This is a genomic window from Fuerstiella marisgermanici, assembly GCF_001983935.1.
GTDB lineage: Bacteria > Planctomycetota > Planctomycetia > Planctomycetales > Planctomycetaceae > Fuerstiella > Fuerstiella marisgermanici.
In genome coordinates this window covers 8,591,259-8,605,902 of the sequence record NZ_CP017641.1, presented here as the reverse complement: position 1 = coordinate 8,605,902, position 14,644 = coordinate 8,591,259, and the positions used below count along the sequence as shown (strand labels likewise).

The window sequence follows — 14,644 nt, the reverse complement described above, 5'->3', positions numbered from 1 at the left end:
GAACGAGCAGTTGAAGCAAGCCAATCGTTGCAATCAGGATCGGCGCTTTCGAATCACCTTCAACAGGCATATCGCGTAGGTTACGGATCAGGCTGCGACCATGCCAAGAGGGGATCAAGCGTGCCAAACGGATCGAATTAGCGCATAAAAAAAGGGGCCCGGTCGTGTGCAGGCCCCCTTTAGGAGAAGTGATCGCTGAGAAGCGTTGGTACAGAACGACTTAGGTCAATTCAGTTCTACGGCTCGTTCTGTCGACGTGATATTCAGCTCGGAAAACGGCAGAGCGATTCGCAATTCGAACTCTGTATCACCGCCGAGAGTTTCGGCAAGATCGGCCAGTTCATCGTTGCCCATCGACCGATAACAGCTCACCAATTCGCTCCAGGCAAAGCGACGGACGGGAGTCGGCATCAGCCGAGCGGCTTGTTCCAGGTGAGGAATCGCTGATTCTTCTTCGCCTGAGCGTTTGAGGGCCAGGCCCAGCAGCAGGCGGCGAGGGCCTTCCAGCGGTCCGAGATCATCAGTCTTTTCGAGTTCCGCGACGGCTCGCGTGTTCATGTTCAGAGCCATGTAACCGTCAGCAGCAACAAGGTGGCGAATTGATCGAGGAGTGATTTGGCTTCTCATGATTTATATCCTTCTCAGATTGATTCCGGTTTGAAGAGTGATTGACTCGTTCTGATAACAAGTGTTGGCAAGTGCCGCGCCAAAACCGCAACAATTTGAAAATTTGTGTCGCAAACCATTCTGTCACAAGCAGTTGCGCGAGTTTCACTTCAGCGACCACCAGTTGGTTTAAGCTGCCAAAAACTACAAATCCGTGATCCTGCGGTGTCGCAAATTTCAAAAATCATGCGCGTTTGCGCCCCGGACAGGCCTCCAAAATGGCGAATTTACAATCTGGCGACGTCCCTCAGACCCAACGAATCCCGCCTCAGTTCGGTTTTATGCCTGTCGCCACGTAGGCGTTTGCCGTAGGTTTCTGCGGCCGATCGTGTTTTGGAGGGCCGTCTGAAAGTGAGTCCATGCTGCTGTTTGTTCTGGCGACGTTTTTTGCCGCATTTTTCGTCTCCCTATTCGCAACGCCGATTGTGAGGCGAGCTGCGCCAATTCTGGGGTTGGTCGATTTGCCGGGAGACCGAAAAGTTCACGTCACTCCGACGCCGATGGGCGGCGGAATTGCCGTCTTCTTGGGGCTGGTTATTCCCATTGGGCTGCTGGTCGTTTTCCAAAACGCGGCAAATGCTCAGTCTGCCTACTTCGGCGGGCTGATCAGCAGCCTGTCTGGTGACCGAGCGGTCGCGCTGCAAACGGCCGGGATCGTGGGCGGAGCGGCCATCTTGTTTGCAACTGGCCTGGCCGATGACCGCTGGAACCTGTCTTGGAAGCTGCGTCTGGGAATTCAGGCGTCTGTCGCGTTAGGAGTCACGTTAAGCGGCGTAAAAGCGACCGTGTTTGTCGCTCAACCGTGGATCGGCATCGTGGTAACGGTGCTGTGGATTTTGGTGCTGACAAATGCGATGAACTTTCTGGACAATATGGACGGGTTGTCGGCGGGCATCGGAATCATCGCCGCTTTGATGTCGGCCGGCGTTCTGCTGGTAATGGTTCGTCAGCCCCACGAAGTTGTCGTCGCGGGATTGCTGCTGCTGGCCGGATCGCTTGGCGGCTTTTTGTGCTGGAACCGACCACCTGCGACCATTTTCATGGGCGACAGCGGCAGCAACCTGGTCGGCTTTCTTCTGGCGACATTTACGGTGGCGGGAACCTTTTACGAACATTCCGGCAGCCGGCACGTGATTCTGGCGCCGTTGTGCGTGCTGGCCATTCCGTTGTACGATTTTGTAACCGTCATCTGGATTCGACTCCGCAGCGGCCGCAGCCCGTTTCATGGCGACAAGAGTCACTTTTCACACCGCCTTGTCGAGCTGGGACTACGCCCTTCGCGCGCGGTGCTGACGATCCATCTGGCCACACTCATGACGGGACTGGGTGGACTGCTGCTTTACAAAGTCACGGATTGGACGGGGGCATGGCTGATCATCGCTTTGATTTTCTGCGTGCTATCGCTGGTGTCTATTCTCGAAACCGTCGGCCGGCGAAGCATTGCCGACGAACAGAAGCGAGTTCCGTGAGCCCCCGATGCGTCATCTGAACACAATCGTCTTCGGCAGTCTGTTGACGGCCAGCTTAATGTGGCCGTCGGAAGGAGCCATTCGCGGTGACGGCCTTTACCTTGTGGTAGCGTGGCTTGTCGGCGGAGCCATCTGCGCGTGGAACGCGACTCCGGCTGTGCGATCCACCTCAGAACAAAAGCGAGGGTTTGAACGCTTCGCCGCGCCTGCGGTCGTGTTGTTGGTTTTCGCGTTTTGGTTGTCGACGTGGCACGTTTTTAAGACGTTGGGCGATCGGCGAGCCGCGTTGAACCTGGCGTTCGAATGGACGGCGATTGGCGTGGCATGGTGGATCACTCGTCGGCTTTGTCAGGAGTCGAATGGTCGACGGAGCGTGTTGATTCTGATCACCGCTCTGGGATTCGGTTCGGCCGCTTTGGGAATCTGTCAGCACCACATCAGCTTTCCTCGCAAAGCAGAATGGTACCTGCAGCAGCGTTCAAAACTGGATTCGACAACGGAAGGCGCGGCAGCTCAAAGTGCGTTGGAAGTGGCCGTCGTTCAGCAGGAACTACAACGGCACGGCATTCCACCGTCCGGTCGCAAACGGGAGTTATTCGAACAGCGATTGTTGGCAAGTTCTGAACCAATCGGAGCGTTTGCGTTGGCTAATTCACTGGGTGGCCTGTTGGTCGTTGCGTTGCTGATTTTGGCCAGCGGCGTACTGACGGCTTTTGGAGATTCTAAGCGCAGCGTGCTTAGTCGTGCGGGGTTGACTCTCGCATTGATTGTGATCGCTTACTGCTTACTGCTGACGAAAAGTCGCACAGCGTGGGTCGCAGGTTTTGTCGGGCTGACGTTGTTGCTTTTGCAGCGGCGAAGTCACGCGACGATGACGAAGCTACGCCCCATTCTACTGATCGGTTTGTGCGGCCTTGTTGGTGTTGTCACGACCGGCGTGCTGACGGGAGCGATCGACAAGGAAGTCGTTCTGGAATCTCCTCGATCATTGCAGTTTCGTCTGCTGTACTGGCTGGGGGCGGCCGGAGTGATCCAGGACGATCCGATCTTTGGCGCGGGGCCGGGGAACTTCCGGAATGCGTACCTCACTCACAAAGCGGCCGAAGCCAGCGAAGAGATTCTGGATCCTCACAACATAGTTCTGGACGCCTGGGCGTCAGTCGGGCTCGCCGGTTTGGCGGGTGTCGGGCTGTTGATGCTAAGTGGTCTGCTCGCGTCTTCCGGTCCTGCTGAAAACGATCCCCGCGGCACAGCGCCTCCACCGTCGCGGCGGCTGGCCATTCGCGGTTCCGGGCTGATCCCGGCGATATTCGGCGGCTTCGGACTGCATGTAGTGTGGTACTGGATTCAGGGTGGCAACTTTGCAGACCTGGCCGTCGTCGGACTGGCGGACGGCGGTTGGCTGGAATGGGACAGCGGTCTGTGGGTTGTTCCGGTGGCCGGTTTGGCGATCCTTCCCGTGATCGCCAAATTTTGGGAGCCCACGCGAAGTATCGCGACTGCCGCCTTTGCGGCTCTGCTGGTGCACTTGCTGGGAGCCGGCGGATTACAGATTTCGGGCGTCATGCTCTTGCTCCTTGTGTTGCACGCAGCCGCGACGGCTCGACCAGCGGCGGAAGGTAGTTTCGACGTTGGCTCGCCCGATCTAGCAGCCTCAGAGGAGCGTGGGCCTCGCGTGCTGCGCGGCGTTGCTTCTTTACTTTTCATCGCGGCCGCTGTCGGCACCGTGCGATTTGGGTTGATTCCCGTGGTTTCCAGCCAGCAGTACCTGGCGATGGCACAAAGCTCGCAACTCAACGGCAGGGCGTCCGACGCGGTGAAGCAGATTGATCGAGCTATTGAAATCGACCCATTTGCGGTGGAATCTCGCCAACGGAAGGCAGAATGGCTGACGTATAAAGTGATGCGGGCCAACGTGGCTCGTGCTGCGCGATCATCCGATTTTAATGCGAATTCGGCTGAGGCGGCAGCGGGCGAAGGACTGGCAGGTAAAAATCGTGCCGACATTGAAAGCTGGGACCTTCCCGCAGACAATGACGGCAGCTCCAGACAGTTATTAGAATCCGCGATCGATGCTGCGACGGCATTGATTGAGGCTGATCGACGCGGATGGGTTGGCTATCATTTAAGAAGTCAGGCCGTGTATTACGGATGGAGAACGGTTAACGACAGAAGTCTTCTGCAATCCGCCGTCAACGATGCTGAGGCCGCACTGGCTCTTTACCCGACGCACGGGCGATTGCTGGCGGACATGGCGGAGACCTACCTGGAAGCGGAAATGACGGAAGAAGCCGTGGACGCGGCTAAACGAGCTCTTCGGCAGGAACAAGTCAATCAGGATTGGGGTCACGTCGATCGATATCTTGACCCTGAAATTCGGCAGCGACTGATGGAAATCAGTCATGATCAACGGTGACTTTCAGCAATGAAAAACGCAGCATTTATCCTTCTGTTTCTGGCCGTTATTTTCGGTGGCGGCTACTTGCTGACAACGGAGACGACAACCGAGAGCGCCTCTCCCAGCGCGCCGATTCCGACGCTTGCGGACGACACGTTGAAGACAGGGCCGGCGAAACCGCTGCCTGAACCTGGCGCTCCGGAAGAAGCGGAACGTCCGGTTGCGAGCGAAAATGGGCCGTGGCCGAAAGCGGTGGCGGAGGAGCTGGAGTTTGACTTCGGCCGAATGGTTGTCGGGGGCGAACAGGACCACGTGTTCACAATTGAAAACGAAGGCGAAGCGGATCTGGAATTGCTGGAAGGCGAACCGACCTGCAAGTGCACGAAGTTTGAACTCTCTCGCCGAATTGTTCCTCCGGGAGAGTCGGCCGAGTTGACGATTCGCTGGGTTGGAAAATTCAAGGATGCGAATTTCGCTCACGGTGGCCGGATTTACACAAATGATCCGGAGCTGCCGGAATTTGGAGTCCGCGTCGTCGGGATCGTCGACCAGTCTTTCGACATTCTGCCAACCGACGTCTGGAACGTGCCGACTTCGATCGGTGATGGTGGCACCAAGGTCGAAGGCTACATCCTGTCGCGGGTGTTTGAAGATTTCGAAATCACTGACTTCAAATGCGATTCACCAGACTTTGAAACCACCGTCACGAAACTGACGCCCGAACGCATCGAAGGCCTGGAAATGCGAGACGGAGTTTTGAGCGGTTATGAAGTGGCAGTTTCGGTCAAGCCGGACATGAAGCCGGGACTTATAGAATCGAAACTGCACCTAACGATGGACAAGGGTGACGGTGAAGCAACGATCGAACTGCACGCTCAGAAAGATGGACCGATTCGAATTTTGCCTCAACCGGGAGTTTCCTGGTCGGCAGAACGAAACGGCCTTGGGCTGGGTCGATTTCGAGCGACCGACGGCCGTAAGGCAAGTTTGATTCTGTTGGTGGATCACACCGACTTCGAAGACGAGCTGGAATTCACCTCGATCGAATCCCACCCGACGTTTGTCAACGTAGAACTGGATTCTTCAAAGGCAGGCACGGGCAAACGGCGACGCTACACGCTGAATGTCAGCATACCGCCGGGGATCCCCGCGATGACTCGAAACCGCGACGATCCCGCGACGATCAAAATTCAGACGAACCATCCGTCTGGCCAAAGCATTGATATCAAAGCGAGTTTCGTGGCGTTCTAACAATACGCCGTTTGGCGCAGGCTCAACACGGTGCCACGCGCTCGTGAACCGACGCTGAATGATTCCGCGCCACCGTACATGGCTTTGATATTCACGAACGCGCGCGGTTTGGCTATGGTTCTGAAAAAGGACTTCGACTGACCGATAGGCCAATCCATGCCGACAACATTTCCCCTAAGTGCTTTGCAACAAAAGAATTCCGCGGCTAATCCTTGTCGCCGGCCAGCCGCGTCGGTGACGTCGCTGGTTTTCGCATTGGTTGCCTCTGCTGGACTTCTTTTGTCCGGATGTGCAGACGACTCTGCTACCACTCCACCACAGGAAGCCACTGCTGCGACAGAGCAATCCGATCAGACGATCGAACCTGCCGACATCGGCAACATGGCCACTTCAGAAGCACCAGCGCCGGATCCGCTGCCGACCTCCAGCGATGATGCGAAGGCAACGGTCGCTGCGTCAGAAGGCCAGGCAATGCCAGATGAATCTGCCGCCACAGACGATGCCGGAGCACACAAGAACGCAGATGCAGAGCCGTCTACGGAATTGCCCGTCGCTGTTAAGCCGCCACCTCGGGAACCCATCTGGAAAGCATGGCCTAAACCGAAGCTGAGCTTAATGCTGACCAGTGAGATGCACGGATTCTTCGAACCGTGTGGCTGCACTGCCAATCAGCTCGGCGGCATGTCACGCCGAGCGGACCTTCGGAACAAGCTGGTTGAATCTGGCTGGACTGTGCGAGGTTTAGACGTCGGCGGTCTGGCTCGACGCACCACACGGCAGGCCCAAATCAAAATGGAAACAACCCTGGCCGCTTTGCGAGACCTTCAATACGTTGCGATCGGCCTCGGTCCGGAAGAACTGCGACTTAAACCGGACTTCCTCATGTCGCAGCACATTTCGGACGCCGAAACACCGTTGTACTTTTTAAGTGCGAATCTGGAGTTCTACGGCGTGCCGGATATCGGCACACCGATCCCCAGTGCGGTGTTCGAAGCCAACGGAGTGAAGGTTGGTGTTACGTCTGTATTAAGCCAAACGTTGCAGGCAGAAGTATTGCCGGATCCTGACATTACGTGGAAGGAATCCAGCCCCGCGCTAAAGAAAGTTCTGGCCGACTTCGACGAACAGCAGGTCGATCTGCGAGTCCTGTTGTCACAGTCGACGATTGAAGAATCCGAAGCTCTGGCGGCTGAGTTTCCAGCGTTCGATATCGTGCTGATGGCGGAATGTTCGGGCGATCCCGATCCCACCAAACCGCCTAAAAAGATCGGCGACACTCTGATGTTGGAAGCCGGTCGCAAAGGCAAGTATGCCGGGGTTCTCGGATTCTATCCAGACGACAAGGAAACGCCGTTCCGTTATCAACTGGTGGCATTGGAACGAGACGACTTCAACGACACGCCGTCGATGGTCGCGCTGATGCAGAATTATCAGACGCGTCTGAAAGACGAAGAGATTGTGCTGCAGGATGGCGTCGGGAATCCTCATCCGTCCGGCGACTCGTTTGTCGGTGCAGACAAGTGCGGCGAATGCCACACGACGGCTTACGACATCTGGAAAAAAACGCCGCATGCTCACGCATTGGAGAGCCTCGACCCGGTCCACAAGCGACTCGGGTACGAGCGACTGAGTGGCATAAAGCGGATGCACGATCCGGAATGCCTTGCCTGCCACGTCACCGGTTGGGATCCGCAAAAGTACACAAGGTTCCAGTCTGGCTTCTTAAACGAAGAATACGCCAAAACCGACCACGAAAAAGTGTTGCATACGCTGATGGCTGGCAGCCAGTGTGAAAACTGTCACGGCCCAGGCAGTCGGCATGTGGAACTGATCGAAGCCGACGAGGTTGAAGAAGCAAAAAAGCTTGTTCGAGTCACGAAGGCGCAAGCCGAAAAGGGCATGTGCGAAAAATGCCACGACGCCGACAACAGCCCTAATTACAACTTTGAAGAATACTGGAAGAAGGTCGAACACTATGGTTTGGACTGATCCGGTATGACTTCTGATGCCCTGCAACAGCTTGAAGAACTTCTCGAAACGTCGCTGCCGCCGGAATACCTCGACCGACTGAACGACTATCCGGCATCCCTGCTAACGGCGCGGCGAGCCATCGATGATTCCGATGCAGAAGGTACGGTGGCTCAGGTTGAGTTTCTGGACGATTTAAAATCCGTGCTTGAAATTAACCTCGAAGCCCGCTGTGAAACGCTTGTCCAGCCGGACGGTATAGAACAGGTATGGCCGCCGCAGTTTCTGATTGTTGGCGAAACTGGTTCCGGCGACTACTACTGCATTGATGCCGGCCGTGAAGTTGAGGGCGTGATGCAGTACGATCACCAGTCGGTACAATTCGAAGTGTTTGCCGATTCGATCGACGAATTCATCGAAATGCTTGAAGACACCTTCTGCGATGCAGAATCGTTTTAGTTTAGACATACCACGCTCATGAAGACCCCGGCCAATATTCGCGTTCACAAAGACGACGGCATTCTGGAGCTCGTCTGGGCGGATGACGATGTGTCTCAAATCCCGTTTCGAGCGATCCGACAGGACTGCCGCTGCGCGGCGTGCGTGGATGAGTTCACCGGCCGACAGGTTTTGGATAAGGAATCCGTGCCTGAAACCATCGCGCCGGAAGACGTATCGTTGACCGGCAACTACGCATTGAAAATCCGCTGGTCTGATTCGCACGACTCGGGACTGTTTACGTGGGATCACCTAAGATCAATCGCAGATCGTCTCGGAGAATCCGCGTCCGCCACGTAGCTCAGATGGTTCCGCATCGATCTGTTTGAAGCGGCGTAGTGTTCAGCGAGGTAGTGTTCAGCGACGTGGTGTTCAGCTGCGTAAGTCGGCGTCCACGCTTAGTTCAGCACCTGCGTTGATGGCGATCGCTCGCTGACGATTTTCCTTCTTCACAAGCTGCCCACACGCGGCCGCGATGTCACTCCCGAGCGAATAGCGAATGGTTGTCTTAAAATCGGCCGATTTCATTTGGTCGGCGAACGCGGTGATCACATCCGGATTGCTGCCGGTCAGGTGAGGACTGTCTTCGATTTCGTTGTAGGGGATCAGGTTGACGTGAACCGACATCCCGTGAAGCCACTCACACAATTCGGCGGCGTCAGCCAGCGAATCGTTCTGGTCGGCCAGCATCAGATACTCGACCATCAACGGACGCTGCTGTATCCGATTGACCTCTTTTAAGGTCCGTTGCAAGTCGTCCAACGAGTGCTTCTTTGTGAGCGGAATCAGGTTCGCGCGGACATCCGGGTTCACGCTGTGAAGACTTAGCGCGAGATTCACTTTGGGGAACTGTTCCGCGCAGCGAATCATGGCCTCAGGCACTCCCACCGTGGAGACCAAAATGCTGCCGGGCGACCTCGCAAACATTTGCGGCGAGGTCAGTATCGTTAACGCCTCATGCAAATTCAACTCATTGTGAAACGGTTCCCCCATGCCCATGAACACGATATTGTCCAGCCGCCGGCCTTCGGCTTTGAGCAATTGACCGACCTGCAGGACCTGATCCAGAATCTCCGACACGGCCAGATTTTGAGCAATGCCCATCTTTCCCGTGGCGCAAAAGTCACATGCGGCCGCACAGCCGATCTGACTCGACACGCACAACGTTGTGCGCCCGGTTTCGATCCGCAGTATCACCGATTCGATCAGCATGCCTGTGGAAGTCTGAAACAACAGCTTGGTGGCTCCGTCGATGTTGGAATCGCACCGCTGAAATTCATTCAGCACGTGGCAGCGAAGTCGGTCCCGGCCGACGAATGCCTGTAGCGCAACGTCGTCCGGCTGAAACTTTTTCAGCAAGTTGTTGCGCAGGACTCGCACCTGCTGCGGGTCCAGTCGCAGTTCCTTCCGCAGGCGTTCGATAGCAACGGCGTCGAAGATGTCAGTTGGATCTGTCAGCGGAGTGGTTCCGATCTTAGTTTGGAATCCGAGTCAAACGCCGACCACAGGCAATCCGTGTTGGCGGCATACTGGACAGCGTTCGCAATCAAAGACGTTGCCGTCAACGCCGTTTGAATCGGTTCGGTCCATGGCCCTTCGACGGCGCGCTTCCAACCTTCCACGGCCTTGGCAATCGCAGGATCATCGCCAGCCGCCAGAGGATCCTCGAGCAGCGCATCGTAGTATTCGCGGAAGGTTGTTGTGGCCGCAAGAACCTTCCGCAGGCCATGAGGCGTCGTGAGTGCCGCCTGGAGTCGCAGGCAGGCATGTTCGCGGACGCGTTGCGCCGGATCGTCAATGCGGATGCCCCAGTCCGGTTGTTGAACGGCGGCCGGGCCTTCCACCAAGGCGTGGCAAACCTCGTGCAGGACCATCTGAGCCAAACAGTCGTCCGGGTCCAGCGACTCGGGAACTCCGATGCTAAGCGTCCCGCGCCCGTCCCATGACGCAAACACGTTGGGATCTCGCTTCACCTGCATTCCCATCCGACTGGCTGCGTGCAGCCAGACAGCGTCGACCGGGTCGACATAGGCGGCCGAAATCTGTGGCCGGTGAGCAATCTGTTCCGCATTGGTGGTGGAGTTCATGGAAGGGGCCGTTGTTTCATCACGTTGTCATTCACACTGTGGATTTCGCCGCAACGCAGCACGCGGGATTTCAGGCGAAATCGGCTATGGATGCCATTGAAGTCTGGCGACTTTCCTGGCTGGTGCAAATTTGCGACAACCAGCTACACTTCCGGCTACCTGTTTTCTCACGGAGGCGAACGTGTCAACGCGAATACTAAGCATTTCCGGGCTGCGGGGCATCATCGGCGACGGGCTGGACCCTCTTTATGTCGCGGAATTCTCGGCGGCCCTCGGCACCATGTTCAGCGGTGGCAAGATTGTCGTATCGCGAGACGGCCGCAGCACGGGGCCCGCTGTCTACCACGCCGTCCTGTCTGCATTACTTTCGACTGGCTGCGACGTCCTTGATGCGGGCATTGCGTCGACCCCCACGTGCGGCGTGCTAATCAAACACTACGAAGCGGCGGGCGGCCTGCAGATTACGGCCAGCCACAACCCGATCGAATGGAACGGACTGAAACCGTTCGCTCCGGACGGATCTGTTTTCAATCGCGATCTGGGCCAGCAATTGATCCAGATTCTGCGTGACGACGAAATTGTCTGGAAAGACTGGACGGAACTCGGCACGCTCACCACCATCGAAGACCCCGCCGGGCCGCACATCGACAAAGTGCTTTCCCTGGTCGATGCAGATGCGATTCGAGCTCGCAAATTCAAAGTGGTGCTCGACTGCAATCACGGCAGCGGCGCTATGTGCGGCCCTCAACTATTGAAGGCCCTCGGCTGCGACGTCACCGTTCTGGGCGGTACACCGGACGGAAAATTCGAACACATTCCCGAACCTGTCGAACAGAATCTGGGTGACCTTTGCGACGCTGTCGAAAAGCAAGGCGCGGATGCCGGGTTCGCTCAGGATCCCGACGCCGACCGCCTGGCGATCGTCGACAACCGGGGCCGCTACATCGGCGAAGAATTAACGCTGGCTCTGGCCGCTGATCATGTTTTGGAAACTCGGAAAGGCCCATTCGTCGTCAACGGCTCAACCAGCCGCATCACGGCCGACATCGCAAAGAAGCATGGCTGCCAATTTCATCGAGCGTTCGTCGGTGAAGCGCATGTGTGTGCCAAGATGCGAGCCGTTTCAGCGGAACTCGGCGGCGAAGGAAACGGCGGCGTGATTGATCCGCGCGTCGGCTATGTGCGAGACAGTCTGGTGTCGATGGCGTACGTGCTGGATGGCCTGGTCAAGCGAGAATGCACTCTTGAGGAATGGGCCGACCAACTGCCGTTCTACACGATCGTTAAGGACAAGCTTGAGTGTCCGAAGGAAGCCGTCGGAGCAGCCTGCGATGCGTTGCGGTCCAACTTCAGCGACGCAACGGCCTCGGAAGGCGACGGATTACGACTGGATTGGCCGGACCGCTGGGTTCAGGTGCGAGCCAGCAACACAGAGCCGATTTTGCGAGTCATCGCGGAGGCTCCGGAAACGGAAGACGCTACAGCGCTTTGTCAGCAGGCGATGGACATCGTGAAGAAAGCGGTGAAGTAATGAAGGGGCGCACGACGATCCTGGTCTGCCTAATTGCAGCACTCACGACGGTCACGGGATGTTCTCAGCCTGAATCGCGTCAAGCGCGGCTTTCACGCAGAACGGCGACGGCACCGCCCGTTGATCCACGAATCGATCACTACGAATGGGCCAAACGCTTGAAGTCGTTGCCGTCGGACGGCGCAATTCAGCAAGTGAGTGCCAATCCTGGGTCGTCCACCTCGATTCCAATTCCGATTCCGCAACACATCGCTGCCACGGGCGTGAGGTTTGCTCTGACGGTTGACCAACAGTCCGGACTGGCCTGGCTGCAAAGTCAGGGAGGCGATTCCGGAAGCAGCGGAGCGACGCACGGACCGTGGAAACTGAATCAGCCGGATGTCGCTCACCTGCTGCATTCGCTCACAACTCCGCCAGCGACAGTCGCGGAAAATCCGTAGAAAGAATTGCCATGTCGGAACATGCCTACATCGAACGCTTTGTGAATCTGCTCGATCCTGAAGCGAACACGATCTTCAACGTCACGGCAGAACAAGCCGTTGAAATTCTTGGCAGCGGCGACGCAAAAAAACTGAGAAGCATTGATGGTCAGTTTGCCCTCGTGCATCGCAATGGAAACATCGTCCGGATGGCTCGATCTATCGGACGGCCAATGCGTTACTTTCTGGCGAAACAAGTCGCCGGGCCGTGCCTTGTTGTAGCGGAACGAATGGAAGAGATTCTGGAATGGCTGAAGGCCGAAGGTCTGGCCGACCAGTTTCATCCGTCGTACACAAGAATGGTGCCCGCTCATCATATCGTCGAGATCGCTTTACTCGGCTGTCCGGATCCCAACCCCAACTACGACCGTTTTTTTGAGCCGGAACGAAATCGGCTGCCGTCGGATCTGGACAAAATCGGCTACGCGTACATTGCGGCTCTGCAAACTGAAATCGCAAAGTGGCTGGATCAAATTCCGTCTACCGAACCCATCGGCGTACTGTTCAGCGGCGGCATCGACAGCGGCGCCGTGTTCTGCGCGACTTATGACTGCATGCTAAAACGAGGCGAATCGCCCGCCAGGCTGAAGGCGTTCACGCTGTCTGTTGACAACGAAGGACAGGATGCCGCTCAAGCCGTCCAGTTCATGAACGAACTGGACCTGGGCCTGTTTCTGGAAGTCATCGACGTTCCCGCGTCGGCGATCGATTTTCGAGAAGCCGTTCGAGTCATCGAGGACTACAAACCGCTGGACGTTCAGGCCGCCACAATGACGTTGGCATTGTGCCGCGAAATCCGCAACCGGTACCCGGACTGGACGTATCTGCTGGATGGCGACGGTGGCGACGAAAATCTGAAGGACTACCCGATCGAAGAAAACAGTGAACTAACCATTCGCAGCGTGCTCAACAATTTGATGCTGTACCACGAAGGTTGGGGCGTCGACGCAATTAAGCATTCGCTGACGTACAGCGGCGGACAAAGTCGCGGACACGTGCGATCGTGGGCTCCTGGAAGAAAGTACGGTTTTAAAGACCTCAGTCCCTTCGCATTGCCCAACGTGATCGAAGTATCTGAAGGCATCCCGTTTATCGAACTGACCGACTGGCAACACGACAAGCTGTATGCGTTAAAGGGTGAGATCGTCCGACGCGGCATCGAACAGATCACGGGCTTGACGATGCCAGTCTTCGAAAAACGACGGTTCCAACACGGCGTGGCAAATGATGCAACGTTTACGAGCCTGTTTCCGGCCGACGAACAATGTTATCGAGATGCGTTTCGTGAAATCTTCGCGTAGACTTCTGGTTAACGGTAATTTGTTAGCGTTGAGTCAGGTTTTCACAACGACCAGCGCAAGCATTTCCGAGCGGCAGCTCGAATGGTCTGAGGCACTGGCCTCGCGTAGAATGTGACGTATCGACAACCGAACACATGAGGAACAGATCATGGCAAGCCAAACAGGACTCAGCGATACTTCTGCCGAAGCAGCGGCAGTGCAGAACGAGTGTTACCGGCGGATGACCGTTTCTCAGCGGATGGAACTCACCAGATCGCTCATCCGAGCCACGTTTGCTCAGTCAGTTCGGGCGATCGAGGATGCCTATCCCGAAATGACCGCACGCGACCGAAAACTAATGCTGATCGAACTCAACTACGGCCGTGCGCTCGCCGCTGCTGTTCGTGCCCGGATGCCATGATATGGACACCGACATTTACGCAGCTCTACGCCCCGTGATCGAATTTCTGGAACGCAAAAACATCCGTCATTGTGTTGGCGGGTCACTCGCCAGCAGTTCCTGGAGCGCTCCCCGTTCGACAAACGACGCGGATGTCGTAGCTGATCTCGACGTAAGCCATGCTCAACCATTGGCCGATTTTCTGGGCGAAGATTTTTACGTTAGCGTGCCTTCCATTCGGGATGCCGTGACTCGGCGGTCGTCGTTCAATCTCATTCATTATCCGACCTCCCTAAAAGTGGACATATTTGTTCTGAAGGATCGGGAGTTCGATCAACAGGCAATGAGCCGGTGCGTTCGCCGCTGGTTCGGTCCGGAAGGCGACGGACTGGAAGTCTGGATCACGGCACCGAAAGACATCGTCCTGAACAAGCTCGTGTGGTACGAAAAAGGAAATCGAATTTCCGAGCGGCAGTTGCTGGATATTCGAAATGTCCTGACAGTCCAGCAACACAATCTCGACATTGACTATCTTATGAAATGGGCGACCGTTCTGCGTGTCGCGGAATTGTTGGAAGAAGCGTTGCAGGACACCGGCCTGGCGTGAACTCAGATTC

Annotated in this window: 14 protein-coding genes; 11 read left to right on the top strand and 3 right to left on the bottom strand. The window is 56.4% G+C overall.

The window, feature by feature from the left end; all coding sequences use genetic code 11:
- Window positions 1-225: 225 nt before the first annotated feature.
- Window positions 226-627 carry a tetratricopeptide repeat protein gene (locus Fuma_RS32565; protein WP_077027792.1) on the bottom strand — a complete coding sequence of 134 codons (402 nt, stop codon included), beginning with the start codon at window positions 625-627 and terminating at the stop codon, window positions 226-228.
- A gap of 398 nt (window positions 628-1,025) precedes the next feature.
- Between Fuma_RS32565 and Fuma_RS32560 the strand changes: the two genes are divergently transcribed.
- From Fuma_RS32560 to Fuma_RS32535, 6 genes are all read left to right on the top strand, one after another.
- Window positions 1,026-2,135, top strand: coding sequence for an MraY family glycosyltransferase (locus tag Fuma_RS32560; RefSeq protein WP_077027791.1), 1,110 nt, complete (start codon window positions 1,026-1,028; stop codon window positions 2,133-2,135).
- 7 nt (window positions 2,136-2,142) lie between these two features.
- A complete protein-coding gene (locus Fuma_RS32555; protein ID WP_077027790.1) occupies window positions 2,143-4,551 on the top strand; it encodes an O-antigen ligase family protein in 2,409 nt (802 codons plus the stop codon).
- Window positions 4,552-4,560: 9 nt separating this feature from the next.
- Entirely contained in the window at window positions 4,561-5,784 is a 1,224-nt protein-coding gene (locus Fuma_RS32550; RefSeq protein ID WP_077027789.1) for a DUF1573 domain-containing protein, read from the top strand.
- Window positions 5,785-5,940: 156 nt separating this feature from the next.
- Window positions 5,941-7,773: a multiheme c-type cytochrome gene (locus tag Fuma_RS32545; RefSeq protein ID WP_083732485.1), complete on the top strand. Its 1,833-nt coding sequence runs from the start codon at window positions 5,941-5,943 to the stop codon at window positions 7,771-7,773.
- Window positions 7,774-7,779: 6 nt separating this feature from the next.
- Window positions 7,780-8,211: an SMI1/KNR4 family protein gene (locus Fuma_RS32540; RefSeq protein ID WP_077027787.1), complete on the top strand. Its 432-nt coding sequence runs from the start codon at window positions 7,780-7,782 to the stop codon at window positions 8,209-8,211.
- 18 nt (window positions 8,212-8,229) lie between these two features.
- Window positions 8,230-8,550: a DUF971 domain-containing protein gene (locus tag Fuma_RS32535; protein WP_077027786.1), complete on the top strand. Its 321-nt coding sequence runs from the start codon at window positions 8,230-8,232 to the stop codon at window positions 8,548-8,550.
- A gap of 72 nt (window positions 8,551-8,622) precedes the next feature.
- Here Fuma_RS32535 and rlmN read toward each other — a convergent pair whose 3' ends face one another.
- On the bottom strand, window positions 8,623-9,630 hold the full coding sequence (gene rlmN, locus Fuma_RS32530; RefSeq protein WP_218922345.1) for a 23S rRNA (adenine(2503)-C(2))-methyltransferase RlmN: 1,008 nt from the start codon (window positions 9,628-9,630) through the stop codon (window positions 8,623-8,625).
- Between the two features lie 74 nt (window positions 9,631-9,704).
- Window positions 9,705-10,337, bottom strand: coding sequence for a hypothetical protein (locus tag Fuma_RS32525; RefSeq protein WP_077027784.1), 633 nt, complete (start codon window positions 10,335-10,337; stop codon window positions 9,705-9,707).
- 181 nt (window positions 10,338-10,518) lie between these two features.
- Between Fuma_RS32525 and glmM the strand changes: the two genes are divergently transcribed.
- The 5 genes from glmM to Fuma_RS32500 all read left to right on the top strand — a co-directional run bounded on the left by glmM (window position 10,519) and on the right by Fuma_RS32500 (window position 14,634).
- A complete protein-coding gene (glmM, locus tag Fuma_RS32520; RefSeq protein ID WP_077027783.1) occupies window positions 10,519-11,868 on the top strand; it encodes a phosphoglucosamine mutase in 1,350 nt (449 codons plus the stop codon).
- Window positions 11,868-12,308 (top strand): hypothetical protein, encoded by a 441-nt coding sequence (locus Fuma_RS32515; protein WP_077027782.1) that lies wholly within the window; start codon window positions 11,868-11,870, stop codon window positions 12,306-12,308. Before glmM ends, Fuma_RS32515 begins: the two co-directional genes overlap by 1 nt.
- Before the next feature lie 11 nt (window positions 12,309-12,319).
- On the top strand, window positions 12,320-13,648 hold the full coding sequence (locus Fuma_RS32510) for an asparagine synthase-related protein (protein ID WP_077027781.1): 1,329 nt from the start codon (window positions 12,320-12,322) through the stop codon (window positions 13,646-13,648).
- A 148-nt stretch (window positions 13,649-13,796) separates the two neighbouring features.
- Window positions 13,797-14,048 (top strand): hypothetical protein, encoded by a 252-nt coding sequence (locus tag Fuma_RS32505; protein WP_077027780.1) that lies wholly within the window; start codon window positions 13,797-13,799, stop codon window positions 14,046-14,048.
- A gap of 1 nt (window position 14,049) precedes the next feature.
- Window positions 14,050-14,634, top strand: coding sequence for a hypothetical protein (locus Fuma_RS32500; protein WP_077027779.1), 585 nt, complete (start codon window positions 14,050-14,052; stop codon window positions 14,632-14,634).
- Window positions 14,635-14,644: the final 10 nt, after the last annotated feature.

Bases quoted from the DNA above. Each gene is read 5' to 3' on its own strand.
- Fuma_RS32565 (WP_077027792.1), bottom strand. From the start codon at position 627: ATGAGAAGCCAAATCACTCCTCGATCAATTCGCCACCTTGTTGCTGCT.
- Fuma_RS32560 (WP_077027791.1), top strand. From the start codon at position 1,026: ATGCTGCTGTTTGTTCTGGCGACGTTTTTTGCCGCATTTTTCGTCTCC.
- Fuma_RS32555 (WP_077027790.1), top strand. From the start codon at position 2,143: ATGCGTCATCTGAACACAATCGTCTTCGGCAGTCTGTTGACGGCCAGC.
- Fuma_RS32550 (WP_077027789.1), top strand. From the start codon at position 4,561: ATGAAAAACGCAGCATTTATCCTTCTGTTTCTGGCCGTTATTTTCGGT.
- Fuma_RS32545 (WP_083732485.1), top strand. From the start codon at position 5,941: ATGCCGACAACATTTCCCCTAAGTGCTTTGCAACAAAAGAATTCCGCG.
- Fuma_RS32540 (WP_077027787.1), top strand. From the start codon at position 7,780: ATGACTTCTGATGCCCTGCAACAGCTTGAAGAACTTCTCGAAACGTCG.
- Fuma_RS32535 (WP_077027786.1), top strand. From the start codon at position 8,230: ATGAAGACCCCGGCCAATATTCGCGTTCACAAAGACGACGGCATTCTG.
- Fuma_RS32525 (WP_077027784.1), bottom strand. From the start codon at position 10,337: ATGAACTCCACCACCAATGCGGAACAGATTGCTCACCGGCCACAGATT.
- Fuma_RS32515 (WP_077027782.1), top strand. From the start codon at position 11,868: ATGAAGGGGCGCACGACGATCCTGGTCTGCCTAATTGCAGCACTCACG.
- Fuma_RS32510 (WP_077027781.1), top strand. From the start codon at position 12,320: ATGTCGGAACATGCCTACATCGAACGCTTTGTGAATCTGCTCGATCCT.
- Fuma_RS32505 (WP_077027780.1), top strand. From the start codon at position 13,797: ATGGCAAGCCAAACAGGACTCAGCGATACTTCTGCCGAAGCAGCGGCA.
- Fuma_RS32500 (WP_077027779.1), top strand. From the start codon at position 14,050: ATGGACACCGACATTTACGCAGCTCTACGCCCCGTGATCGAATTTCTG.